The sequence below is a fragment of the Streptomyces sp. CA2R106 genome, from assembly GCF_037034245.1.
In the GTDB taxonomy this organism is placed as follows: Bacteria; Actinomycetota; Actinomycetes; order Streptomycetales; family Streptomycetaceae; genus Actinacidiphila.
Window position 1 is genome coordinate 158,833 of the sequence record NZ_JBAGKC010000001.1, and the last position, 23,823, is coordinate 182,655.

At 75.0% G+C, this 23,823-nt stretch carries 18 protein-coding genes, 1 tRNA gene and 1 pseudogene; 11 read left to right on the forward strand and 9 right to left on the reverse strand.

Annotation, left to right across the window (positions count from 1 at the left end):
• The first annotated feature begins 2 nt into the window (after window positions 1–2).
• On the forward strand, window positions 3–1,136 hold the full coding sequence (locus tag WA788_RS00715) for a M23 family metallopeptidase (protein WP_335970458.1): 1,134 nt from the start codon (window positions 3–5) through the stop codon (window positions 1,134–1,136).
• Between the two features lie 214 nt (window positions 1,137–1,350).
• Here WA788_RS00715 and WA788_RS00720 read toward each other — a convergent pair whose 3' ends face one another.
• The 6 genes from WA788_RS00720 to WA788_RS00745 all read right to left on the reverse strand — a co-directional run bounded on the left by WA788_RS00720 (window position 1,351) and on the right by WA788_RS00745 (window position 8,450).
• Complete coding sequence (locus WA788_RS00720) at window positions 1,351–2,346, reverse strand: MBL fold metallo-hydrolase (protein ID WP_335970459.1); 996 nt, start codon at window positions 2,344–2,346, stop codon at window positions 1,351–1,353.
• Window positions 2,343–3,296 carry a helix-turn-helix transcriptional regulator gene (locus WA788_RS00725; RefSeq protein ID WP_335970461.1) on the reverse strand — a complete coding sequence of 318 codons (954 nt, stop codon included), beginning with the start codon at window positions 3,294–3,296 and terminating at the stop codon, window positions 2,343–2,345. Before WA788_RS00725 ends, WA788_RS00720 begins: the two co-directional genes overlap by 4 nt.
• A 132-nt stretch (window positions 3,297–3,428) precedes the next feature.
• Window positions 3,429–4,358: a helix-turn-helix transcriptional regulator gene (locus WA788_RS00730; RefSeq protein ID WP_335970463.1), complete on the reverse strand. Its 930-nt coding sequence runs from the start codon at window positions 4,356–4,358 to the stop codon at window positions 3,429–3,431.
• 226 nt (window positions 4,359–4,584) lie between these two features.
• Window positions 4,585–6,084 carry a PrsW family intramembrane metalloprotease gene (locus WA788_RS00735; RefSeq protein WP_335970465.1) on the reverse strand — a complete coding sequence of 500 codons (1,500 nt, stop codon included), beginning with the start codon at window positions 6,082–6,084 and terminating at the stop codon, window positions 4,585–4,587.
• Between the two features lie 65 nt (window positions 6,085–6,149).
• Window positions 6,150–6,923 (reverse strand): tRNA (guanosine(46)-N7)-methyltransferase TrmB, encoded by a 774-nt coding sequence (trmB, locus tag WA788_RS00740; protein WP_443033955.1) that lies wholly within the window; start codon window positions 6,921–6,923, stop codon window positions 6,150–6,152.
• A gap of 111 nt (window positions 6,924–7,034) precedes the next feature.
• Window positions 7,035–8,450 (reverse strand): MFS transporter, encoded by a 1,416-nt coding sequence (locus tag WA788_RS00745; protein WP_335970469.1) that lies wholly within the window; start codon window positions 8,448–8,450, stop codon window positions 7,035–7,037.
• 872 nt (window positions 8,451–9,322) lie between these two features.
• Here WA788_RS00745 and WA788_RS00750 point away from each other — a divergent pair.
• From WA788_RS00750 to WA788_RS00775, 6 genes and pseudogenes are all read left to right on the forward strand, one after another.
• Window positions 9,323–11,722 carry an asparagine synthase-related protein gene (locus tag WA788_RS00750; RefSeq protein ID WP_335970471.1) on the forward strand — a complete coding sequence of 800 codons (2,400 nt, stop codon included), beginning with the start codon at window positions 9,323–9,325 and terminating at the stop codon, window positions 11,720–11,722.
• A gap of 228 nt (window positions 11,723–11,950) precedes the next feature.
• Window positions 11,951–13,174, forward strand: a complete 1,224-nt coding sequence (locus WA788_RS00755; protein ID WP_335970473.1) for a DNA polymerase III subunit delta' — start codon at window positions 11,951–11,953, stop codon at window positions 13,172–13,174.
• 392 nt (window positions 13,175–13,566) lie between these two features.
• Window positions 13,567–14,940: a hypothetical protein gene (locus WA788_RS00760; protein ID WP_335970475.1), complete on the forward strand. Its 1,374-nt coding sequence runs from the start codon at window positions 13,567–13,569 to the stop codon at window positions 14,938–14,940.
• 263 nt (window positions 14,941–15,203) lie between these two features.
• Window positions 15,204–16,802 (forward strand): alpha/beta hydrolase, encoded by a 1,599-nt coding sequence (locus WA788_RS00765; RefSeq protein ID WP_335970477.1) that lies wholly within the window; start codon window positions 15,204–15,206, stop codon window positions 16,800–16,802.
• A 176-nt stretch (window positions 16,803–16,978) separates the two neighbouring features.
• Window positions 16,979–17,052 (forward strand) — tRNA-Thr (locus tag WA788_RS00770).
• An 82-nt stretch (window positions 17,053–17,134) separates the two neighbouring features.
• Window positions 17,135–17,575 (forward strand): annotated as a pseudogene (locus WA788_RS00775) (LysR substrate-binding domain-containing protein); the annotation flags it as partial.
• Between the two features lie 18 nt (window positions 17,576–17,593).
• On the opposite strand, the gene WA788_RS00780 reads toward WA788_RS00775, so the two are convergent.
• Window positions 17,594–18,472: a helix-turn-helix transcriptional regulator gene (locus WA788_RS00780; RefSeq protein WP_335970479.1), complete on the reverse strand. Its 879-nt coding sequence runs from the start codon at window positions 18,470–18,472 to the stop codon at window positions 17,594–17,596.
• A 236-nt stretch (window positions 18,473–18,708) separates the two neighbouring features.
• Here WA788_RS00780 and WA788_RS00785 point away from each other — a divergent pair, with 236 nt between their 5' ends.
• The 3 genes from WA788_RS00785 to WA788_RS00795 all read left to right on the forward strand — a co-directional run bounded on the left by WA788_RS00785 (window position 18,709) and on the right by WA788_RS00795 (window position 20,432).
• Window positions 18,709–19,029 (forward strand): carboxymuconolactone decarboxylase family protein, encoded by a 321-nt coding sequence (locus WA788_RS00785; RefSeq protein WP_335970481.1) that lies wholly within the window; start codon window positions 18,709–18,711, stop codon window positions 19,027–19,029.
• Window positions 19,030–19,143: 114 nt separating this feature from the next.
• Entirely contained in the window at window positions 19,144–19,578 is a 435-nt protein-coding gene (locus WA788_RS00790) for a cupin domain-containing protein (RefSeq protein ID WP_335970483.1), read from the forward strand.
• On the forward strand, window positions 19,575–20,432 hold the full coding sequence (locus tag WA788_RS00795; protein ID WP_335970485.1) for an aldo/keto reductase: 858 nt from the start codon (window positions 19,575–19,577) through the stop codon (window positions 20,430–20,432). Before WA788_RS00790 ends, WA788_RS00795 begins: the two co-directional genes overlap by 4 nt.
• 73 nt (window positions 20,433–20,505) lie before the next feature.
• On the opposite strand, the gene WA788_RS00800 is transcribed toward WA788_RS00795, so the two are convergent.
• Entirely contained in the window at window positions 20,506–21,189 is a 684-nt protein-coding gene (locus WA788_RS00800; RefSeq protein WP_335970487.1) for a hypothetical protein, read from the reverse strand.
• A complete protein-coding gene (locus WA788_RS00805; protein ID WP_335970489.1) occupies window positions 21,186–22,553 on the reverse strand; it encodes a hypothetical protein in 1,368 nt (455 codons plus the stop codon). Before WA788_RS00805 ends, WA788_RS00800 begins: the two co-directional genes overlap by 4 nt.
• Before the next feature lie 381 nt (window positions 22,554–22,934).
• Here WA788_RS00805 and WA788_RS00810 point away from each other — a divergent pair, with 381 nt between their 5' ends.
• Window positions 22,935–23,822 carry a glycoside hydrolase family 16 protein gene (locus tag WA788_RS00810; protein ID WP_335970491.1) on the forward strand — a complete coding sequence of 296 codons (888 nt, stop codon included), beginning with the start codon at window positions 22,935–22,937 and terminating at the stop codon, window positions 23,820–23,822.
• Window position 23,823 lies beyond the last annotated feature (1 nt).

Consider the following 23,823-nt stretch of genomic DNA (forward strand, 5'->3'; position numbering starts at 1 on the left):
TCGTGGCGTCCGACCAGCTTGCCTACGCCCATGCCCGGCTCGACGGCCACCTCGCCGGCCAGGAGCGGGACGACTTCCACTTCCCCCGCCAGCGCGCCAACGCCGCCGCGGCGAACGGGACTTCCGCCGCGATGACCGCCCCGGCCCCCACCCCCGCGTTCGCGGCCTACGCCAGTGTCGGCGCCGCCGGGCTGGCCCCCGCGCCCGCCGCCGACTCCGCGGCGCGCCCCGCGCCGTACCCGCTGCCGGATGCCGCCCCGGCCGGTGCCCCGCTCGCCGGGATGCCCGTGTACGACCCGACCGTGCTGGCCGGCGCCGACTCGACGTCCATACTGCCGCGGCCGGTTGAGGAGCCGACCGCGGAGCCTGCCGTGGAGACCGTCCGCGACCCGGAGCCCGCCGCCGATGCGGAGCCCGCGACCGCGCCCGCCGCGTTCGTCGAGCCCGCCGAAGCCGCGGAAGCCGCCGAAGTCGCCGAAGCCGCCGAACCGGCCGCCCCCACCGACCCCGGCGCCGCCCTGTGCGCCCGCCTCCTCGGCCAGGTCGCCGCCCAACGCGAGGCCGTCGCCCGCGTCGAGCGCGAGGCCGCAGAGCAGGCCGCGGCCGCGCAGGCCGCCCGGGAGGCCGCCGAGCGCAAGGTGCGCGAGCAGGTCGCCGCCGCGAAGGCGGCCGCCGAGGAGAAGGCCCGCGAGGAGGCCGCCGCGGCGGCCCGCGCCGAGGCCGAGCGGCTCGCCCGGCTCGCGGCCTCCTACATCAAGCCCGTCGCCTGCGCCACGCTCGGCGCCGCCTTCGGCGAGGCCGACCCGTGGGCCAACCTCCACAACGGGCAGGACTTCACCGCGCCGACCGGCACCCCCGTGCACGCCGTGCACGGCGGCACCGTCACCTCCGCGGGCTGGGCCGGCAGCGACGGCTACCGGGTGGTCCTGACCCTCGACGACGGCACCGAACTGCGCTACTGCCACCTGTCGACCATGGTCGTCACCGACGGCCGGGTCACCACCGGCGACACCATCGGACGGGTCGGCGCGACCGGCAACGTGCCCGCGCCGCACCTCCACCTGGAGGTCCGCCCGGACGGCGGCGCCCCCGTCGACCCGCTGCCCTGGCTGCGCGCCCACGACGTCACCATCTAGTACCGCCGGGCGACTTGGGCGCCCGGCCCCCGCACGGACGGCGCCCCCGCCGTACGCCGTGCGCCGCTCCCGCACCCCTCTGACGACCCATCGCACCCCACCGCCCCGGCGGCCCTGGCGACCACCCCCCCGGCGCCGGGGCCGTCGGTCGTTCCGCGCGGACGAGCGGACGAGTGGCCGGACCCGGGGTCGGGGAGGGGCGGCGCCGGGCCCGTCAGGCGACGGTTGAGGCGGCGGCGGTGGGGTCGGCCGTCGGGGCGTAGTGCGCGGCGAGGTCGACCAGCGGGATCAGGTCGGCCGGGGAGGAGTCCCCGTCCAGGACGCGGTACTCCACGGCCGTGAGGATCGCCAGCCGCTCGGTCAGGCCCCACCGCGGGTTGGTCTCCGCGGCTATGAGCTCGGCGGCGGTCTGCTCGACGGTCTGCCCGGCCGCGTGCCCGGCGTGGACGCGGTCGCGCACCCGCAGCAGGTAGTCCGCGTACGCGGAGACGTCCGCGGGCGTCATGACGGGGCCGTGGCCCGGCACGACCACGCGCGGGTCGCAGGCCAGGATGCGCTGCACCGCGCGGTGCACCTCGGTGAGCGGCCCGGCCCAGTGCACCGGGTGGTCCTCGCAGAAGATGACGTCGCCGGCGCAGACCACGCCCTCGCCGGGCAGGTTGACGATGAGGTCGCCGACCGTGTGCGCGGGCCCCACCTCGATCAACTCGACTGCCAATCCGCCGACTTCGAGGTCCAGATGGCCGCTGAAGGTGCGGGTCGGCGGCACCGCCTCACTCACCCCGAAGTCGCCGTAGCGGGCGAAGTGCCGCTTCAGGTAGGCCCCGAGCGGCGTGGCCGGGTCGCAGTCCGCGACGAGCCGGGCGAGTTGGGACGGGCTCGGCTCCTTGCACAGGTGGGCGTTGGTGGCCTCGGTGCTGATGACCTCGGCACCGGCCGCCGTGAACAGCCCGTTGCCGTAGGAGTGGTCGCCGTTGCCGTGGGTGTTGACGACGGTGGTGATCCGGGTGCCGGCCGGCAGCACCTCGTCAGCCAGTGCGGCCAGGTGGCGGGTCAGGTCGGCGGTGTACGGGGTGTCGACCAGCAGCGCGCTGTCCCGGTCGGTGATCAGCACGCAGTTGGCCAGGCCCCAGGTGTCGTGCCCGTCGGGCAGCCACAGGTGGACCGCGGGCGTCAACGCCTCGAGGCGGCGCGGTGGTTCGATGCTCATGGGGTCCCAGTCTGCTGGTCCGGTGGAAGGCGGTGGTCAGGGGGGTGGCCCGCGCGGTCCGCGGCGGGCGGCCGCGGGGCCGGGCCGCCCCGGGCCTCGGCGGCGTCCACCGGGCCGGGCGCCGGGGCGTACATCGGCTCCTGCGGCGCCGGCCGCTCGCCCTGGTCGAACAGCACGAACATCAGCCGCCCCCCGGGCACCCCGAACGGCTCCGCGGCGCACAACGTGGCCCAGCCCGGGCCGAGTTCCGGGTGGTGCAGCGGCCGGGAGCCCTCGGCCCGCGGCTGGAGGTACTCCGTGGTGGGGGAGTCGTAGCGCGGGCCCACCACCGGGTCGCGCCGGATGTCCGCGACCAGCCGCGTCAGCGTCCGGTCCGTCGGCCGGGCGGCGGCGCGGGCCCGCAACTGCGGTACCAGCAGAGGCAGCCAGCTGTTCTCCCAGTCGGTGAGGACGTGATCCCGCGCGACCGGGGCGAGCAGCATCCAGCGCATCACGTTGCGCGGCACGCCGTGCGGCGTGAACAGCCGGGTGAACGCCGTGTTGTACGCGACCAGGTCCCAGGCGGCGTCGCTGATGTACGCGATGTCCTGGGTGGCGGCCAGCACCCGCCGCCACGGCCGGGGCACGGAGCGGCCGACCTCCGGGTCGAGCGGGAAGGCGGGCGGCGCGCCGGTCGCGTAGAACACCAGCGCCTCCCACTCCTGTTCGGTCAGCCGCAGTATCCGGGCGATCGGTTCGAGCAGCCCGGTGTCGATGGTGGCGAGCCGGCCGCGCTCCACGTAGCCGTACTTGTGCTCCGGCCAGCCCAGCAGCCGCGTCATGTGCTCGTGGGTCAGCCCCGCGACCTTGCGGCCGCGCGGTTCGGCGCGCGGTGACAGCCCCAGCGCGGCCGGGTCCTGCCGGGCGCGGGCCCGGGCGAGCAGCGTCCGCATGGCCTGGCGGTCGGTCAACGGTGCGTCCTTCGGGTCGGGTCGGGGCGGGGCGAGGCCGGTGCGGCTGTGCGGCGAGTCGGTTGAGCGGCGGGTCGGTTGAGCGGCGGGTCGGCGGAACGGCGGAGCGGCGGGCGCGGGTGCCGGCCGGCGTCATCCGCGCCCGGGCGACAGCTCGGACGGGTCCAGCGCGCGGGCCAGTTTGTAGCCGACCTCGAAACGGCTCCCGGCGCCCAGGCGTTCCATCAGCGCGGCCATCACGTCCTCCACCTCATGGCGCTCGATGCCCAGTTTGCGGGCGATGCGGTCGTCTCCGTAGCCGTTGGTCATCAGCCGGATCACCGCCCGCTCCAGCGCGCCGAGCGGCGCGTGCCGCAGACCGGCCCCCGCGAGCGGCAGCGGAGTGGCGCGCTGCCAGTACGACTCGTGGATGGCGGTGAAGGAGCGGACGAGGGCGTCGCCTTGGATGCGCAGCAGCGAAGGCCCGTCGGGGTCTGCCGGTTGGGGCGCGGGGTACCCGGGGGCCGGGCCCGGTAAGGCGGTTGGGCGGGGGACGGACGTCCGGGGTACGTGTCCGGGGGCGGCCGGCGCCGCGGCCCGCCGGCGCGCGTCCTGCCGCACGGGCCGGTCGTGGGAGGGCAGGCAGACCGTGTGCCGGTCGAAGATCAGCAGGTCGTGCGCCACATGGTCGATCACCCGTACGGTGACGCCCGCGTCGGACAGCGCCTGGAGGAAGCGGGCGAGGGCCGGCTCGTGCAGGGACGCGCGCGGGTACACCGCGCGGACCCGGACCCCGCGCCGGGCCAGCGCCGCGTCCGCGGCCAGCCGCCACTGGAGTTCCGGCGGATCGAGCGGCGGCGGATCACGGTGCAGGGTGTCCGCGTACGCGTGCGTCGCGGCCGCCAGGTCCCGCAGCACCAACTCCCCGGCGTGCGGCCCCGGGAACCGGTCGACCGCCACCTGGTGCTGCTCCGGCAGACCGTCGGCCCACCGGTCCGCGGCGGGGTCCGCGCCCGCCGCGCCCGCCGTCCTGCCCGCGCCGGGGCCCGACACGGGCCCGCCCACCGGTTGTTCGGAATCCATCGCCGCCCGATCTCCGTGGCCCGCCGCGCGCGCCGAACCGGCGTCCCCCGACGCGTACGAGCCCCCACGGGTCGGGAACCGACCCATCAGGCACAGAGTGTTACAGCAGCATCACTGGATTTCCAGGCCGAATCCGTCCAGGAAATCAATCCCCCCAAAGAGTACGCCGGGTGCAAAGCGGGGGATACGGTGTGCGCCCCGCGTGCACCGCGGTTCCGGCGCGCCCCTACAGGTGCTTGGGCGGGTGCGGCGGGGGACCGTACGACGGAGGAGGACCGTAGGGCGGCGGGGCGCCGTAGGGCGGTGGGACGTGCGGCTGCGGCGGCTCCCACGCGGCGCGCGGCGGCGGCACGTACGGCGGCGCGTACGGGGCCCCGTACTGCGCCCCGTACGCGGCGGGGTAGCCGTAGGCGGCCTGCGGCCCGTACGGCCCCTGCGGCCCGTACGGGAGCGGCGGCGGCATCCGGCGGGCCGGCGGCTCGTCGAGCGCCACCGCGTGCGCCAGGGCCGGCTGGGCGAGCGCCCTGCGGTGCCACAGGTGGGACAGCAGTTCGGCCTCGCGCGCGGCGAAGTCCGGTTCGGGGGCGCCCCGTTCGGCGGCCGCCCGCAGGAACGCCAGGTGCGTGGCGAACGCCGTGTAGTCGCGGACCGCCCGCGCCGCCTGCTCGCCCACCAGCCGCTTCGCCTCGCGCCTGGCCTCCGCCCGAATCCGCATGGTGCCCAGCGCGTTCGGCTCGCCGACCGCGAGCCAGCCCGCGGCGGCGTACGGCGGCAGGGCGCGGCGGACCGTCCGCAGTTCGTTGGAGCGGGCCCAGAACGCCAGCCACAGCACCAGCCCGAACACCGGCACCATCACCGACACGTACACCGTCAGGAAGCCGAGCGGGGACAGGGAGGAACTGCCGTTCCAGGTGCCGTGCAGCACCATCGCCAGCAGCCAGCCGCACAGCGGCGGCACCCACCGCCAGCGCCAGTGCAGCCCCGGGCGCAGGGTGGCCGCCAGCGCGAAGCCGATCCCGGTCATCGACGTGAACAGCGGGTGGGCGAAGGGTGTCATCAGCACCCGGACCACGAAGGTCGCCACCGTGGTGCCGATCCCGCCGTCGCCCAGCGCCTTGTCCTGGTCGAAGGCGTTGCCGAGGTAGAGGATGTTCTCGGTGAAGGCGAAGCCGGTCGCGGTCAGCCCGGCGAGCACGATCCCGTCGAGCAGCGACTCGATGTGCCGCCGCCGGAAGAGGAAGAGCAGCAGCAGCGCGCTGCCCTTGGCGGTCTCCTCGACCAGCGGCGCGACGAACGTCGCCCCCCACTGGTCGGACTGCGAGGGCGTCGCGGAGAACGCCGAGGCCAGCAGCTTCGCCCCGTACTCGTTGGCGAAGATCGCCACCAGCGTGGCGGCGCAGGCACCCCAGGAGAAGGCGAACACGACGTTCTGCCAGGGGCTGGGCGCCACGTGGTCGAACCACAGGTAGGCCCAGACGATCAGCGGCACCGGCAGCAGCGCCAGCGCCATGCCCACCAGGAAGGGCTCGGTGCCGATGTGGTGCCGCAGCACCGCCAGGATCACCACCCCGCACACCGCGAGCGCGGTGAACAGCGCACCCGTCCGTACCGCCCGGCTCTCCCAGAAGGCGCGCCGCGGCCCGTAGTGCGCCGTGGTGGGCTCCTGCGGCGCGTCGTCCCCGAGGGGGGCGTCCGGCGCGGAAGGGTACGAATGTGTCGTCACCATGACGACAGTACGGGGGTGGGCCGGGGCCGCGCGAGGGTGCGGGACAACCTGCTCCGGCGGCGGCCTCAGACCCGTACGAAGAGCAGGTCGCGCACCACGTGGCCCTTGGCCAGGCCGGTCCGTTCGAACTTCGTCAGGGGGCGGAAGGACGGCCGCGGCGCGAAGGTGTCGCCGTACCGGTTCGCCAGGCCCGGGGCGTCGGTCAGCACCTGGAGCATCTGCTCCGCGTACGGCTCCCAGTCGGTGGCGCAGTGCACCACCGCGCCGGGCCGCAGCAGCGGGGTGGCCAGGGCGAGGAAGTCCGGCTGGATCAGCCGCCGCTTGTGGTGCTTGGCCTTGGGCCACGGGTCGGGGAAGTACACCCGCAGCCCGTCCAGGCTGGCGGGCGGCAGCATGTCGCGCAGCAGCACGATCGCGTCGCCGTTGGCCACCCGCACGTTGGTCAGGCCGTCGCGGTCGGCGAGCGCGAGCAGGTTGCCCTGGCCGGGGGTGTGCACGTCGACGGCGAGGATGCCGGTGCCGGGGTCGGCGGCGGCCATCGCGGCGGTGGCGTCGCCCATGCCGAAGCCGATCTCCACGACGACCGGCAGCCGCCCGCCGCCGGGCGCGGGGAACAGCGCGGCCAGGTCCAGCGCGGTGCCGTCCAGCTCCACGCCCCAGCGCGCCCAGTGCCGTTCGATCGCCGCCTCCTGCGCCTTGGTGAGCCGGCCGCGCCGCGCGTGGAAGCTGCGGATGCGGTGCTCGCCGCGGGACCCGGCGGGGTCGGGCGCGGGCCCGGCCGGGAACTTCACGGCGGGCGCGGGAGCAGGGGCGGAGGAGGTGGTGGGCGTCGGCACAATGCCGTCGATTCTACGGCGGCGGCAGGGCGCGGCGGCGTGCCGTACGGGCGTGACCTTGCGGACACGCCCGATACGGCGCGCGGGTACGGCCCTGCTCCCGGGCGCGCCCGCCTACGCGGGGGCCGCCAGCAGCGGGCGGGCCCGCTCGCGCAGGTCGAGCACCTGGGGGTCGTCGTTGTACGGCTCCAGGCGGTGCAGGAGGTCGCGGACGTACTCCGTGGTGCGCGCGGAGGAGATCCGGCCCGCCACCTCGACCGCCTTGACGCCCGCCGCGCAGCACGCGTCGAGGTTGCCCGACTCCAGCTCGGCGACCGCGGAGACCACCAGGCGCAGCCCGTGCGAGCGGACGAACTCCTCGGTCGGCTTGGCCAGCGCCTGTTCGGTGAAGCGCTGCACCTGCCGGGGCAGGCGCAGGTCGCGGTAGCACTCGGCGGCGTCGGCGGCGAGCCGGTCGTAGGAGTAGAAGCCGAGCCAGCTGGGGTCGGCGTCGCCGGTGCGGGCGCGCTCCAGCAGCGCTTCGGCCGCCGACAGGGAGGCGCCGCAGGCCGCGGCCTCGCCGGCCTTGGCGTGCGCGCGGGCCTCCACCAGGTGGAAGAAGCTCATGGTGCGGGCGGTGGCCAGGCCCCGGTTGCGCTCCAGGGCGGCCTGCGCGAGGTCCACGCCCTCGTCGGAGAAGTTGCGGTAGGTCGCCTGGAGGGACATCGACGCCAGGACGTAGCCGCCGAGCGGGACGTCCGCGGCGGCGCGGGCCAGCCGCAGCGCCTGGATGTAGTACCGCTGCGCGGCCTCCTGCTGACCGGTGTCGAAGGCCATCCACCCGGCCAGCCGGGTGAGTTCGGCGGTGGCGCCGAACAGCGCGCGGCCCACGTCGTCGCTGTAGGAGCCGAGCAGCAGCGGGGCGGCCTCCACCCGCAGGCACTCCGGCACCATGCCCGAACGCCAGTCGCCGCCGCCGTACTTGGAGTCCCAGCGGCGCGCGTCGTCGGCGGCCTCGCGGAGTTTGGTGACGTCGGCGTGGCCGACGTGCGCCATGCCGGGGGCGGGCGCGTCGCGGGCCACGGTGGCGTCGGCGGGGGTGATCAGCCAGCGCGAGGCGGGGGTGACGTAAGCGCTCACTGCGAAAGATCCGGCCAGGCTCTGCCAGATGCCGCCGCCGCCCGGGCCGCGCCGTCCGGCGAGGTCGAGTCGCCACAGATCGGTGGCTGATTTCACCGCCTCCCCGACGTCCCGGGGGAAGGCGAGGCCGACCTCCGGCGCCGGGTCGGCGTCGGCGAGACCTATCTCGTGCAGCGGCACGGGACGGCCGAGTTTGCTGCCGATCGCGGCGGCTATCAGGTGGGGTGCGGCGCCCTGCGGCACCATGCCCTTGGTGACCCAGCGGGCCACCGACGTCTTGTCGTAGCGAAGCGTCAAACCGCGTTGTGCGCCAAGGTCGTTGACCCTGCGCGCGAGTCCGGCGTTGCTGATGCCCGCCATGGCGAGAAGGGTGCCGAGCTTCTCGTTCGGCCCGCGGTGTTCTCTGTTCACTGCGGTTCACCTCGTGATGCCGCTTGGGGGCAGGCCGGCCCGGCCTGGTGATGTCGTCCGGGGGTACGGGTGTCGCCCTCCCCCTGGAGCCCGATTCGGCCACCGCGGCGGCCGCGGTGCGGCCGGTACGGTACTTGCGGCGGGCACCCGAGCCGCGCTTACGTGTGCGAACCGGGTACACCCAGCGTAGTTCGCTGCATCCCGACCGTTAAGAGGCTCGTGGCGGATGGCCGGAAACGGACGGGTGCCCGCAAGCGCCCCGCGTGCGATGCGCGCACGATCCGGCGTGTGCTCCCGGTATATGTGGCCGTGCGCCCGGCTGTGCGCTCTGTGCCGTGCCGTCCCCGCCGCGGTTGCATGGGGCCATGGGTCGGCCCGCGGGCCCCGGCAGGCGGCTATGCCGGGGTGGAGCGGGCCAGGGGGTTCCGCTGCCACAATCCCCGCGGGTGGCGGACCGGCCCGGGCGGCGTCCGAACGCCTCCCGGGCCGTTGACCCCGTGGCCGGTTCTGTAAAGACGATTCCACGGCGAACTGCCGGTCCGGGACACGTTCCGTGACCGCCGCCGATCACCGCGGAGGATCTGCCGGGCACTCGCGCGGCATATCAACTGCGGCATGTGCCGCGGACTTTGGCGCGAACCAGACGTTTCGCCGCCGGGCCGCGGCCGGCCGGCGCACGCCTCGGTCCGGGTGGGTCGTGTCCCCGGGCCGGGGGCGCGACCCGGCCCGGCTTGGTGCACCCGTGCGCCTCCTTGCGCGTCTCCACGTGGCAGCATGGTCTTTCGGACGTCAGACGTGGCGGCCCGGCGGGGTGAGCGGTAGCAGCAGCGGAACCGGGCCCTGCCGGCTGTCCACAGCCTGTGGAGGCGGCGATGCGGTGGTTGGTGGGGTGGAGCAGTGCCACCGCGGGTCCGTTGCCCGGTGCGCGGTCCCGCGCACTCCAGCCCGTCGGCGCACAGCTCCTGTGGGGCGAGGCCGATCCGCTGTGGGCGGTGGGGGACTGGCGCCCCGACGAGGTGCGCGTGGTGCACGCGGACCCGGGGGCGAACGCCAACGGGCGGGCCGGGGCGAACGGTTCCGCGGCCGGAACCGGCGGGTACGGGAGCGGATCGTACGGGAGCGGCTCCTACGGCGGCGCGTCGTACGGCACCGGCTCCTACGGCGCGGGGGGATACGGCGCGGCCGGTTACGCGGCGGCGAACGGCCTGGGCGGGGACGCCGGTTCGAGTGGCGCGGGCGCGTACGGCGGTACGGGCAACGGCAGTTCGCACGGCGTGGCCCGGCTGGCCGTACTCGGGCGGTGCGGGGCCACCGACGCCGAACTGCGGGCCGGCCTGGTCGCGGCCCGCGGCGGCGCGCTGCGGCACGTCACCGCCTGGCCCGGCAGCTACACCGCGGTCCTCCAACTCGGCCGCCGCATCACGGTACTCGGCGACCTCGCCGGCGCCCTGCCGGTCTTCCACACCCGCTGGCGCGACGGCACCGCCTACGCCACGGCCGCACTCCCGCTGGCCGACCTGATCGAGGCCGGACTCGACGTCACCCACCTCGCGGCGACCCTGGCCTGCCCGGACGCCCCCGAGGCGCTGCTCGACGGGACGCCGTACCTGGGGGTGCGGCGGGTGCCGCCCGGCCATGCGCTGATCCTTCGCGACGGCGCACCCGAGGTCACCGGCTACGAGCCCGCCGCCTCCCTGGCCGCCGGCCACCAACCGGCCAGCGCGGCCGACGGGTTGGCCGCAGTGGAGGGCGTGCGCGACGCGCTGCTGGACGCGGTACGGGTCCGGCTGGCGCAGCCGCGCTTCGTGCCCGACGGCGCGCTGGACGGGGCCGGACCCGCGCCCGGGATCGGCGCGGACCTGTCGGGCGGCATCGCGTCCTCCACACTGGCGCTGCTCGCCGCTGGGCTGCCCGGCATGCCCGGCACCCTGCCCGGCGCGCCCGGGTCGCTGGCCGGGGAGCGGCTGCTCGCGGTGACCTTCAACGACCTGGTGGGCGGGCGCGGCGACGGCGACGGCGGGCCGGACGGGCCGCACGCGCACGGCTCGGCCGCCGAACTGGAACGGGCCCGGGAGATGGGCGCCGACCCGCGGCTGCGGCACGTCGTGGTCCCCGGCGGACCCGAGGCGCTGCCCTACGCCGACCTCGTCGCCGGATGGGCCGAGGGCGCGGGCGGGCTCGGCGCGCTCACCGACGAGCCCGGGCCCGCGCTGGTCAGCGCCGAACGCCACCGGAGGCGGCTGGCCGCGGGCGGCGCGGACCACCTGATCGGCTACGGCGCCCGCCAGGTGCTCGACGCCCACCCGGCGCGGCTGGCCGACCTGCTGATGGACCGGCGCCGCCGCCACCTGCTGCGCCCGGTCGCCGCGCTGACCCGGGCGGACGGCGGCGGCACCCTCACCGGTTCGCTCACCTCCGTCACGGTGCCGCTGACCGTGTACCGCGCCGCACGCCGGCTGGCCCGTACGCCCTACCGGCAGGGCGTCGACGACGTGGCGGCCGCGCTGCTGCGGCGGGACTTCGGGCTCGGCGGACCGGACGGCCCCGGCGGTTCGGGCGGCGGCGCGCTGTCCGCGTCGCTGGCCGCGATGGTGTGGGTCCGTTCCGGGCCGGCGGCGCGCTGGCTGACCGGGGAGGCGCTGGCGGAAGTATCGGTTCGGCTCGCGGACGCGGCGCGGCGGCCCTGGCCGCTGGAACGGCCCGGCGAGCGCCGCGCCCGTGCCGCGCTGGCCCGGCACGCCGCGAACTACCGGGTGCTGGAGCAGGCCGCGGCCGTACCGAGCCAGCGGCTGCACGCGCCTTTCCTCGACAACCAGGTGGTCCGCGCCTGCCAGGCCCTGCCGGGCGCGCTGCGGGTCCGGCCCGGCGCGCGGGCGGAGGTGCTGCGGGTGGCGCTGTCGGGTGCGGGGGTGCACGGCCTGCCGAACGGCTGGGGCAGCGGCCCGTCCGCCGCCGCGGGGACCTCGGCGGTACGCGTCGGGCTGCGCGCGGCGCTGGACCCGCTGCTCGACCTGTTCGAGGCGCCGTTGCTCGCGGACGCGGGGCTGGTCGACGCCCGGGTGCTGCGCGGGGCGTTCCGGGCGGCCGCTTCGGGAGCGGCGGAGGACGGCGTCAGCGGCGCGCAGGTGCTCGCGCTGGAAGGGCTCGGGGAGATCGTGGCGGCCGAGCTGTGGCTGCGGCGGCTGCTGGGGCGGCGCGGGTCGTGCTGGACGGGGACGGACGCGCCCGAGCAGCGCGCGCTGGCCGGGGGAGTCCAACGGCTCACGCTGTGACGGGGCGCGTGGCGTGCGGGCGGCGCCCGGGCGGGGCGCCGCGCGGTGCCGTGCGGTGTGTGCGGTCTGTGCGGGTGCCGGTCGGCCGGGCGCGCGGGCCGGACTGTCCGGGGTGTCCCGCAGAATGGGGGAGCGGGCGGCACCGTCGTACGGCAGCCGTCCGCGCGCAGGGGCACCCGGGAAGCGCCGGGCGCCGCCGGACGTGACGTGAGGCGAGGTGCGGTCGCGATGACCGTGTGGGACGACGTGGTGGGCCAGCCCGCCGTGGTGGCCGAACTGGCCGCGGCCGCCCAGGCCGCGGACGCGCTCGTGTCCGGCGGCCAGGGCGGCGAGCCCGGCGCCGCCCCCGCCAACGCCTCCCGGATGACGCACGCCTGGCTCTTCACCGGCCCGCCCGGCTCCGGCCGCGCCACCGCCGCGCGGGCGTTCGCCGCCGCCCTCCAGTGCGTCAGCCCGGACCGCAAACTCGGCGCGCCCCCGGGCTGCGGCTTCTGCGAGGGCTGCCACACCGCCCTGATCGGCACCCACGCCGACGTCGAGACCGTCCGCACCGACCTGCTCACCATCGGCGTGAAGGACACCCGCGACCTGGTCCGCCGCGCCTCCCTCTCCCCGGCGGGCGGCCGCTGGCAGGTGATCGTCCTGGAGGACGCCGGCCGCCTCACCGAGGGCGCCGCGAACGTGCTGCTCAAGGCGATCGAGGAGCCCGCCCCCCGTACGGTGTGGCTGCTGTGCGCGCCCTCCGTCGAGGACGCGCTGCCCACCATCCGCTCCCGCTGCCGGCTGCTGACGCTGCGCACCCCCTCCCCGGAGGCCGTCGCCGACGTCCTCACCCGCCGCGACGGCATCGACCCCGACCTGGCCGCCCGCGTCTCCCGCTCCACCCAGGGCCACATCGACCGCGCCCGCCGGCTGGCCACCGACGAGTCCGCCCGCACCCGCCGCGCCAACGTCCTGCGCCTCCCGCTGCGCATCGCCGACATCGGCGGCTGCCTGCGCGCCGCCCAGGAACTCGTCGACGCCGCGGGCGAGGACGCCAAGGCCGTCGCGGAGGAGGTCGACGCCAAGGAGACCGAGGAACTGCGCGCCGCCCTCGGCGCCGCGGCCGGCACCGGCGGGCGGATGCCGCGCGGCACCGCCGGGGTGATGAAGGACCTCGCCGACCGCCAGAAGCGCCGCGCCACCCGCACCCAGCGCGACACTCTCGACCTCGCGCTCACCGACCTCGCCGGCTTCTACCGCGACGTCCTCAACCTCCAACTCGGCGGATCACCCGACCGCGTGGCCAACATCGAGGTCATCGACGGCATCGAGCAGATCGCGGCCGCCTCCCGGCCCGAGCAGAGCCTGCGGCGCATCGACGCCGTGCTCGCCTGCCGGGAGGCGCTCGACCGCAACGTGGCGCCGCTCCTCGCCGTCGAGGCCCTCACGCTCGCGCTGCGCGCCGGCTGAGCCTTCTCCGGGGCCGGGGCCGGGGCCGGGGCCGGGGCGGGCCGGGCGCCCGGGTCGGGCGGCGCCTGAGCCGGGCCGGGCGGGGTGGGCCGGACGCTCGGGTCGGGCCGACCTGAGCCGACGCCTGGGCCCGGGACCCGCGCACCCGGACCCGCACCCGGACCCGGACCCGGACCGCACCTGACCGGACGCCCGGCACCCTCCTCCCTTCCTCACCGTTCCTCCCCTTCCTCCCCCGGCAGATCGCGACCTTGTCCTGCCTTCGGGTGATCACCGCGCCCGGGCGCAGCCGGGTACCGCCCACCGGGCGGCCGCCGATGCAAGGTGCTGGCAGCGCCCCCGCCACCCGCCGTGTCCCCGCGGAGCCGCTGCCGTCCCGGAAGGGCCCTGCCGTGGCCGACGCCGTACTCGTACTCCTCCTCCTGCCGGCGCTGGGCGCGGCCGTGCTGCTCGCGGTGCGCGCGCTGCGGTACTGGTACGGCCAGCGCGCCGGCCGGGTGTACGAGCTGCCCGTCGACCACCGCGGCACCCTGCTGCGCGCGGGCGCCTCGGGGGTGACGGCACTCCTCGCCGCGACCCTCGCCGTACCGCTCCTGCACGACGCCGGTGCCGTCCCGGGCCGTACCCGTGCCGTGGCCGCGCGCATCTCCCGGCCCACCGCCGTGCCGCCGACGCGCGTACGCACCCCGGCCGGCACCCCGGCGCCCGCGCCGCCGCCGGAACTGCGCCTCCTCGGGCACCCTGCGGGCGGCACCCTGGAGGAGCTGCGCGACGGCACCCGCGTATGGCTGCCGCACCGCTACACCACGCCGGCCGCGGCCGGCGTCGCCTATCCCGTCGTCATCGTCCATGCCTCCTCGCTCTCGTCGCCCTCCTCGGCGCGTTCCTCCTCGGCGCGCTCCTCGCCGTCCGCGGTCCCGTCCGGTTCGCCCTCGCCCGGTTCGTCGTCCGGTTCGTCCGCCGCCCGGTCCGGCTCCTCCGCCGCGGCGGACCTGTACTCCGCGTTCGCCGCGCAGACGGACCGCGGCCGTGCCAACTCCTTCCTCCTTGTCACTCCGCCCAGCTGCACCACCGACTCCGCGGCCGTCCTCACCGAAGTGGCCGCCCGCTACCGGACCCTGACCGCCCGCACCGCGCACGGCGTGATCGGGTTCGGCACACAGGCGCCCTGCGCCGTCCGCGAGGCGCTGTCCCACCCGGACCGCTACGCCGCCGCCGTCGGCATCTCCGGCGACTACCCCGCCATCGCCCGCCCGGCCGGCCGCTATCCGTCCCTCCTGCTCGCCGCGGCCACCACGCAGACCGCACAGCGCGCCTCCGCCGTACGGCTGCGCAGCTCGCTCGGGGCGACCGGCGACCAGGTCCGGCTCTTCGACGGCGTACGCAGCGCGCGGGACCTGCCGGCCAAGGCCGCCGCCTACTTCACCGAGAAGCTGGACAGCCCGGCCCGTACCCCGACGGCGAGCCTCACCCCGACGCCCAGGTCGCCGTTCGCACCGAGCGCCACGCCCACGCCCACTGCCCCGGCCGCCCCGAAGGCCACCTCTCCCGCCGGGCCGCCCCGCCGCCCTTCCACCGCGACGGCACCCGCCAGGACACCTGCCTCGGCACCCGGCACCACATCCGCGGCCGCCACCAAGGCCCCGCGTGCACCCCACTCCGCACCGGCGCCCCGCGCGCCGTCCGCACCCCACTCCGCACCCAGGCCCTCCGCATCCAGCTCCTCCGCGCCGCCGCCCGCGCACCGACCCGCCACGGCGCCCTGATCACGCACCGTCCACCCGTACCGCCCACCCGCACCACTCACCCGCCCCTACCCCGCGCCCAACCGCGCCCTCATCCTCATCCGCCACTGTGGCCCGGCCAACCCCACCAGCCCCACACCTCTTGAATGCCCACCCACCCCCTCGTCACACCTCGTAACCACCCGTAAAACCCGGAATCACTCAAAAGGCGACAGGCGTGGCGAACCTCGGCGCCCCACGCCGGATACGCTCGCCTCACGTCAACGGGAGGACCCGAGCCGCCGATGCCAGCCGCCAAGCACTCCATGCGCCTGCTCCGCATGCCCGCCACCGTGATCGCGGTGACCGGGCTGCTGCTGTCCGCCTGCTCGGGAGGGGGCGGTCACAAGGCGGCCGCGGACTCGCCCGGCGCCTCCGCCGGGTCCACCGCCGCGTCCTCCGGGGCGGCCGGCTCCGCCGCGGGCGGCATCAGCGCGAACCTGGCGTCGTACTACAACCAGAAGATCAGCTGGCACAGTTGCGGCGTGTCGGGCTTCGACTGCGGCACGATGAAGGTCCCGCTGGACTACGCCCACCCCGTGGCCGCCGACGACCTCAAGCTCGCCGTCGCCCGCAAGGCGGCCACCGGCAAGGGCGGCAAGCTCGGCTCCCTCCTGGTCAACCCGGGCGGCCCGGGCGGCTCCGCGATCGACTACCTCCAGTACGCGGCCCTCGGCTACCCCTCCGCCGTCACCTCGCGCTACGACATGGTCGCCGTCGACCCGCGCGGCGTCGCCCGCAGCCAGCCCGTCGAGTGCCTCACCGACAAGCAGATGGACGCCTTCACGGCCGTCGACACCACCCCCGACAACAGCGCCGAGATCAAGGCCGTCACCACCGCCGACCGCACCTTCGACAACGGCTGCGAACACCGTTCCGGCAAGCTGCTCGCCCACGTCTCCACCGTCGACTCCGCCCGCGACATGGACGTGCTGCGCGCCATCCTCGGCGACAAGAAGCTCAACTACATCGGCAAGTCGTACGGCACCTTCCTCGGCGCCACCTACGCCGGGCTGTTCCCCAAGAACGTCGGCCACCTGGTGCTCGACGGCGCCATGGACCCCTCGATCAGCGCGCTCGACAGCAGCCGCACCCAGGCCGGCGGCTTCGAGGTCGCGTTCGACGCCTTCGCGAAGGACTGCGTCGCCCGTTCCGGCTGCCCGCTCGGCACCACTTCCGTCGCCGACGCCGGCAAGCACCTCACCGCGCTCTTCGCCTCCCTCGACGCCCACCCGCTCAAGACCGGCGACGTCTCCCGCCCGCTCACCGAGGCCCTCGGCACCACCGGTGTGATCTCCGCGATGTACGACCAGTCCGCCTGGCCGAGCCTGCGCAGCGCCCTCACCGACGCGACCAAGGGCCAGGGCGACGCGCTCCTCCAGCTCTCGGACAGCTACTACGAGCGCGACGACAGCGGCAAGTACAGCAACCTGATGTACGCCAACGCCGCCGTCAACTGCCTCGACCTGCCCCCCGCCTTCAAGTCCCCCGCCGACGTCGAGAAGGCGCTGCCCTCCTTCCGCAAGGCGTCCCCGCTCTTCGGTACCACCCTCGCCTGGTCGTCCCTCGGCTGCGCGTACTGGCCGGTCGCGTCGACCGGCCACGCCGCGAAGATCACCGCCGACGGCGCCGGCCCGATCCTCGTGGTCGGCACCACCCGCGACCCGGCGACCCCGTACGCCTGGGCGAAGTCCCTGGCGTCCCAGCTCTCCTCGGGCCACCTCCTCACGTACCAGGGCGACGGCCACACCGCCTACGCCCGCGGGTCCTCCTGCATCGACTCCGCCGTCAACGCCTACCTCCTGGCGGGCACGGTCCCGCCCAACGGCAAAACCTGCTCCTGACCCGCCCCCGCCCCGCAACCGGCCCCCCCGCCCGACCCCGCCCGGCCCGGTGACCACCCCGGTGACCAGCCCCTCCCCATGATCCCCCCGCGGTCCCGACCACCCCCGGGAACCCTGTAGACTTTCCCCCGCTGCTGCTGACACCCTTGTCCGAAGCAGTGCACCACCCGCACCAAGCCGCCTTAGCTCAGTTGGCCAGAGCAACGCACTCGTAATGCGTAGGTCTCGGGTTCGAATCCCGAAGGCGGCTCACCCGAAACCCCAGGTCGCACAGTTCGCGACCTGGGGTTTTTACGTTTCGCCGGCGCTTCGTCTGTCCGACAGGCCGACCGGTGGCGCTTGCAGAGGTCCGAGGGAGCGCGAGGGGAGCGCAGCGGCGCCTGCACCCCGACGTGGAAATACACATCCGCGAGGTGCAGTTCAGCGACGGCTACGTGCCGCTGCGCAGCGGCGAGATCGACGTCCTCCTGTGCTCCCGGCCCGTCGAGGAGCCGGACCTGACCGTCGGACCGGTGCTCGTCCGCGAACCCCACGCGCTCGCCGTTTCGGCCCGCCACCCCTTCGCCCGCCACCCCTTCGCTCGACGCGCCTGCGTCCGCCTCGACGACCTCGCCCGCGACACCGTGCTGCGCTCACCGCGCTCCCTCCCCGACTACTGGGACGCGCACCACGTCCCGGCGCGCACCCCGGACGGCCGCCTGGTCGAACGCGGCGAGGACGGGGAGACCGTCCAGGAGCTCATTGCCCTGGTCGGCGCCGGACGTGGCATCTACCCCGCACCCGCTCAGTGGTCAGGGTCCGGTGTCGGCTCGTTCCTGGTCCGTCGCGGCCCAGGACGCGAGCAGGAGCAGGGAGTCGTGGTCCGGGGTGCCCGGTTCGGCGCTGTACGCGGTGAGGGTCAGCCCGGCCTGGCCCGGTAGCTGCATGGTGTCGAAGTCGAGGGTGATCTCGCCGACCGCCGGGTGGCGGAACGCCTTGCGTCCGGTCTGGTGCAGGCGCACGTTGTGCTTGGCCCAGGCGGCGCGGAACTCGTCACTGCGGGTGGCGAGTTCGCCGATGAGTCCGGTCAGTTCGGTGTCCGATGGGGCGCGTCCTGCTTCGGTGCGCAGCAGGGAGACGGTGGTGTTGACCGAGGTGGCCCAGTCGGGGAAGAAGCCGCGGCCGGCGGGGTCGAGGAACTGGAAGCGGGCGATGTTCACCGGGGCGGGGGCTGTGGCGGTGAACAGGGGGGCGTACAGGGCGCGGCCGAGGTTGTTGACGGCGAGGATGTCGAGGCGGCCGTTGCGGATGAAGGCCGGCGAGCCGGTCATGGACTCCAGGACCCGCCTGAGGCTGGCGGGGACGGTGGCCCCGGTCCGGCGGGTGGTGCGGCGGGTCGGCCGCCGGCGCTGGGCGGCGGCCAGGTCGTGCAGGTGGGAGCGTTCGGCGTCGTCGAGCTGGAGGGCGCGGCAGAGCGCGTCCAGGACTTCTTCGGAGGCCCCGGCGAGCTGGCCGCGTTCCAGGCGGGCGTAGTAGTCGATGCTGACTCCGGCCAAAAGGGCGACCTCCTCGCGGCGCAGCCCGGGCACCCGGCGGTTTCCACCGCCGAAGGCGGGCAGCCCGGCCTGCTGCGGGGTGATCCTCGCGCGGCGGGTGGCGAGGAACTCGCGGATCTCCTGGGCGGTGTCCATGCCGTCCAGGCTAGGCGGGGTGGAGCAGAGGTGGGGGGTCCTGTCAGTACCTGTAACGACGGTGCCTTTCCCGGGCCTGTGAGCTGCGGTTTTCTTGAAGTCGGCAGGGATGCGGCGCCGCGCCGACGGCACCGCGGCCTCCGCTGGAGATGCCGTCGGGCCGCCGGTGGCGGACGGTGGGTCCGAGCCGTATCCGTGCCGGTCCATGTGTTCGTTTCGTTGCAGGGAGTCATCCGATGGCCAAGTTGTCCGCACCCCAGGAGCTGGCCGGTATCGCGCCGAAGCTGGTCGAGGTCAGCAACGAGGTGCTGTTCGCCGACGTGTGGGAGCGGCCGGAGCTGTCGCCGCGCGACCGGAGCCTGGTCACGGTCAGCGTGCTGGCCGCTCTGTACCGCACCGAGCAGCTCCCCTTCCACCTGGGCAAGGCGCTGGAGAACGGGCTGAGCGTGCAGGAGCTGTCGGAGGCGATCACGCACCTGGCCTTCTACGCCGGCTGGCCCAACGCCATGACCGCGATCACGCAGCTGAAGAAGATCGCCGACGAGCCCTCCGCCTGAGCACAGGCGCGACCGCGACCCGGGAAGACGGCACCCGGAAAGACGGCACCCGGGAAGACGACACCCGCACCGCCCGGTGAGGCGGGGCCGAAACAGAAGGAAAGAAAGAACGACATGGCCGGCAACGGATTTGACCAGATCTTCCCGCTCGGGGAGAAGAACGACGCTTACGCGCAGTACTTCGTCGGCCAGAGCTACCTGGCCCCGCTCGCTACGGGGAGTGTTCCCGTCAGCAACGTCTCCTTCGAACCGGGCTGCCGCAACAACTGGCACATCCACCACGGCACCGCCGGCGGCGGGGACCAGATCCTGCTGTGCACGGCGGGCAGCGGCTGGTACCAGGCCGACGGCGAGGCTCCGGTCAGCATGGAACCGGGAAGCGTGGTCCGCGTCCCGGCGGGCACGAAGCACTGGCACGGCGCGAAGGCCGATGCGTGGTTCTCCCACGTCGCCTTCATCACGCCGGGCGAGAACGTCAGCAACGAGTGGCTCGAACCCGTCGCCGACGAGGTGTACGGGCAACTGCCGAGGAACGGAGCGAGCGCATGACCGTCCTGGACGAGACCTACACCCTGTCGAACGGCGTCGAGATCCCCGCGCTGGGGCTCGGCACCTGGTTCATCGACGACGACAAGGCCGCCGACGCGGTCCGCGCGGCCGTCGAGATCGGCTACCGCAACATCGACACCGCCCAGGCGTACGGCAACGAGCGCGGCGTCGGCGAGGGCGTGCGCACCTGCGGGGTGCCGCGTGACGAGCTGTTCGTCTCGACCAAGCTCGCCGCGGAGATCAAGGACTACCAGCATGCGGTCGACGCGATCGACGGCTCGCTGGCGAAGCTGGGCCTGGACCATATCGACCTGATGCTGATCCACAGCCCGCAGCCGTGGGACGACTTCCGCGGCGGCGACTACGCCCAGGGCAACCGTGAGGCGTGGCGTGCCCTGGAGGACGCCCACCTGGCCGGCACGATCCGTGCCATCGGCGTCTCCAACTTCCAGCAGCAGGACCTGGAGAACGTCCTGGACGGCGCGCGGGTCGCCCCGCACGTCAACCAGTTGCTCGTGCACGCCGGCAACACCCCTTCCGAGCTGCTGGCCTACTGCGCGAGCCGGCAGATCCTCGTCGAGGCGTACTCGCCCATCGCCCACGGCGCGATCCTGAAGAACGCCGAGGTCAGGGCGATGGCGGAGAAGTACGGCGTGTCCGTCCCCCAGCTGTGCATCCGCTACACCCTCCAACTGGGCACGGTGTCGCTGCCCAAGACCGCGAACCCCGACCACATGCGGTCCAACGCCGAGGTCGGCTTCGAGATCTCCGGCGCCGACATGGACCTGCTGCGCAGCCTGCGCGACGTGGACTACGGCGAGCACAGCGCCTTCCCCGTCTACAGCGGCAAGTGACGCCCCCTGTACGGCGACAAGGCGCCCGACGTGCCCGACGCACCTGGCCTGCAGGCAGTGGCCACGGTGCTGCTCACCAAGACCGTCGTCGGCGCTGACCATCCGCAAGGTTCCGCTCGAAGGCGCTGCGCCCGGCGGCGAACACGGCGAGGTCGATCGCGAGGAGCAGGCCGGCGACGGTCCACCTCGCGACTTCCCTGAAGCGGGTATGGACCAGCTCGACGTTCTGGGCGGTGTTGACGCGGATCTGCTTCTGGCGGGGATGGTGTGTCGCCGACGCGACGACGTCCCGTTGCCGGCCGCGGTGTCCGTCGACGGTCCAGCTGTAGAGGCAGGTCGGGAGGCCCTCGAAGGTGCCTCCCCTGCATTGCGTGAGGGTGGCCGTGACGGTGGCGGTGGGGCCGCGCATCAGCCGGTGGTCGCCGACCGCACCGTGCGCGAGGTGCAAGGCGCCCCACAGCGTTGCCGCACAGACGGCGGAGCAGACCACCCACACGTAGTTGCGGTGGAAGCCGTGCCACCAGGCCGTCTTCGCCGGCACCACCGCGATCACCACAGTGGCGAGGACGACCGATACGAACACCACGACGCGGACCCGGACGGCCCGTTCGTGGTCGTACCAGGGCCAGGCCGCCCAGAGCACGGGGAGTTGCCACACTGCGGCCGACCTGCTCCAGGCCGACCGCCCGGGGACCCGCCCGGTCCGCACCTGCCCGGTCCGCACCTGCCCGGTCCTGGTCCTCGCACCGCGGCTCACGCCGGTCCCCTCCGGCGGTCCCCGACCGACCGCACGAGCCGCCGGACGCGGCGCACGAGCCACTGGACCAGGCGGAAGACCGTGCGGATGCGGAGGTAGATGACGACCGTCAGGAACGTCCCGGCGGCCGCCATCATCGGGCCGTCGAAGACGAGGAGCACCACGAACAACAGCAGGGCGGACAGACAGCCGATCTGCCGCAGGCGGGTCTGGGTCGCCGTCTCCAGTGCCGGGACCGGGCCGCTGCCGCCGAACTGCCGCCGTACGACGTCCCGCTTCCGTTCCAGGGCCTTCCGGTCGGGCTCGGGAGCGACGGCGTACGCCTTCTCGGCGAGCTCGATCACTGTCCGGCGCTGCTTCCCGTTCGGGACGAGCCCGACGTAGTGGTCCTGCAGGTCTCCGACCAGGTCGTCGAGCCCGGCGGCGAGCAGGTGCGCGGCCTCCTCGCGCCGCGGGGCCGGGACGAGCGGGCCCAGGCGGGTCAGCTGTTCGAAGGCCGGCACCACCTCCTGCTCCACGAGCAGGACGGCGTCCTGGTAGCCGCGGTCCGCCCGCTTCCGCTCCACCGCGGCCAGCCCGTCGGCGACCGTCCGCACGCCCTCCCGCGCCACCTCCTCGAACACCTCGGTGACCGGCCCGGCGAACACCGCGTGCCGCGCCCACCGCGCGCAGAGCTCGGGAAGCCCGGGCGCGAGGTCGGCGTCCGCGGCCATCTCGCGGAACGGGGAGACCAGCAACCGCGGCACAGCGGCGACGACTTCGTCCGCCTCCACCGCACCGAAGCGCGCGTCACCCAGCGCCCTGACCCGTTCGGCGACGTGCCGCGCGAACTCCGGTCCCCCGCACAGCGCGCCCCAGGCGTCCGCCGCCCACCCCCACAGCTCGACGCGCTCCTCCGGCGCGGCCTCGCGGTACCCGGCCGCCGCCTCCAGCGCGAGGGCATGGCACCGCACCGCCTCGTCGTGCCGGCGGTGGACCGGGTCCGGGCAGGAACAGCCGAGAGCCGCGCCGTCCCACAGCCACAGCAGTTCGTCGGCCAAGCGCCGCCGCGGGTCCGAGAACGCCTCGACCGCCGCGCACACCTCCTTCGCGCCGAAGGGCCCGGCCAGCGGGGAGCCGGCCGCGCCCGGCCAGGTCGCTGCCACGTCCTGCCGGTCCTGCCGGTCCTGCCACTCCTGCCGGAACCGCTGTACGCCGGACTCCCGTGTGTCCGCCGGCAGACCGGTGACGGCGAAGGCGTTGCGCCGGTACAGCCGGATGCCGGCCAGCTCCGCGCACCAGGACACCTCCTGCGACACCTCCTGCGGGGCCGGGCCGTCGGCGACCGGCTCACCGGGCGCGGCGCCGCGCATCGTCTCGGCCATCTGTCCTCCGTAGTTCTGTCCGTGCCGTGCTGCCGTCCCGCACAGGCAGGCGAGAACGGCCCGTGGGCCATCGGTGTCCAGCTCACCCCGGGCCCGGGGTTGTTCGACACCTCCGCCCCGGGGGCGAACAACGGCTCACGGGCCCGGGTGCTCCAACGGCGCTGCCGGGACGGGCGGTTCGGGCGCGCGCCGAGCTGAGGCGGGGCCGGTCCGGGGGCCGCCGGATTGTTCGCCACCCTCGGCGGGGCTGCCGAACAAGCCCGCCGGGCGGTGGACTTGTCCTGCGGCGGGCCGCGCCAACGCGGTTCGGCCGGCAGATCCTCCACGGGGGTGGGGATCTGCCGTGCCCGCTCGGTCGAGACGGAGGAACGGAGGAGAAGGATGGAAAGGACGGACCGGCAGTCCCGGACCGGCCGGTGGCGGCGCGGGCGGGGTGCCCGCCTCGCCGTCAGCGCGGTGGTGGCGGTGCTCGTCGCCGTGGCGGGCCCGGCACAAGGCGGCCCGCGGGCGGCCGCCGCGGCGCCGTCGGACGACGGTGTCTCGGCGGCGGAGCGGTACGGCTGGGGGACCCCGCTCCCCGACGGCACCGACGAGTTCGACTACGGCTCGCCGTCCCAGCCCGCGCCACCCGACCCGGCCAAGTGGGAGACGGCGGGGGACAGCGACGGCTGCTGGCCGGGCAACGGCGGTCACGGGCAGCGCTGCCCGCAGAACGCGCGGGTCGTGGGCGGCGTGCTGGAGGAGGTCGGCGACGGGGACGGCACCACGGGGTGGCTCGCGTCGCGGTTCGGCCAGCAGTACGGGAGGTGGGAGGCCCGGGTGCGGTCCTACCCCACGGGGGCGGAGGCCGCGTGGACGTACCACCCGCTGCTCATCCTGTGGCCGGACTCCGAGAGCTGGCCGCAGGACGGGGAGTACGACTACCTGGAGGACGAGGTGCCGGGAGGCGACTGCGCGCAGGCCAACATCCACTACCCCCAGGACGCCGGCGTGCCGACGCAGCAGGAGTCGGCGCAGAAGTGCGGTGTCGACATGACGCAGTGGCACGACGTGGCGGTCGAGTGGACGCCGGACCATGTCACCGGCTACCTCGACGGTGCGGAGTGGTACAGCTTCTCCGGCGGCGCCGACGACGTACGCCGGTGCATCCAGTGCGCCGGGTCGCTGCACCAGACCCTCCAGTTGGACGCGGTGCGCGACAACGACACCGACCCCGTGCAGAGCGCCGTGTACGAGGTGGACTGGGCCCGGGTCTACGCCCTGTCCTGAC

Bases quoted from the DNA above. Each gene is read 5' to 3' on its own strand.
- WA788_RS00720 (WP_335970459.1), bottom strand. From the start codon at position 2,346: ATGAGCATCGAACCACCGCGCCGCCTCGAGGCGTTGACGCCCGCGGTC.
- WA788_RS00730 (WP_335970463.1), bottom strand. From the start codon at position 4,358: ATGGATTCCGAACAACCGGTGGGCGGGCCCGTGTCGGGCCCCGGCGCG.
- WA788_RS00735 (WP_335970465.1), bottom strand. From the start codon at position 6,084: ATGGTGACGACACATTCGTACCCTTCCGCGCCGGACGCCCCCCTCGGG.
- WA788_RS00750 (WP_335970471.1), top strand. From the start codon at position 9,323: ATGCGGTGGTTGGTGGGGTGGAGCAGTGCCACCGCGGGTCCGTTGCCC.
- WA788_RS00755 (WP_335970473.1), top strand. From the start codon at position 11,951: ATGACCGTGTGGGACGACGTGGTGGGCCAGCCCGCCGTGGTGGCCGAA.
- WA788_RS00765 (WP_335970477.1), top strand. From the start codon at position 15,204: ATGCCAGCCGCCAAGCACTCCATGCGCCTGCTCCGCATGCCCGCCACC.
- WA788_RS00780 (WP_335970479.1), bottom strand. From the start codon at position 18,472: ATGGACACCGCCCAGGAGATCCGCGAGTTCCTCGCCACCCGCCGCGCG.
- WA788_RS00785 (WP_335970481.1), top strand. From the start codon at position 18,709: ATGGCCAAGTTGTCCGCACCCCAGGAGCTGGCCGGTATCGCGCCGAAG.
- WA788_RS00790 (WP_335970483.1), top strand. From the start codon at position 19,144: ATGGCCGGCAACGGATTTGACCAGATCTTCCCGCTCGGGGAGAAGAAC.
- WA788_RS00795 (WP_335970485.1), top strand. From the start codon at position 19,575: ATGACCGTCCTGGACGAGACCTACACCCTGTCGAACGGCGTCGAGATC.
- WA788_RS00805 (WP_335970489.1), bottom strand. From the start codon at position 22,553: ATGGCCGAGACGATGCGCGGCGCCGCGCCCGGTGAGCCGGTCGCCGAC.
- WA788_RS00810 (WP_335970491.1), top strand. From the start codon at position 22,935: ATGGAAAGGACGGACCGGCAGTCCCGGACCGGCCGGTGGCGGCGCGGG.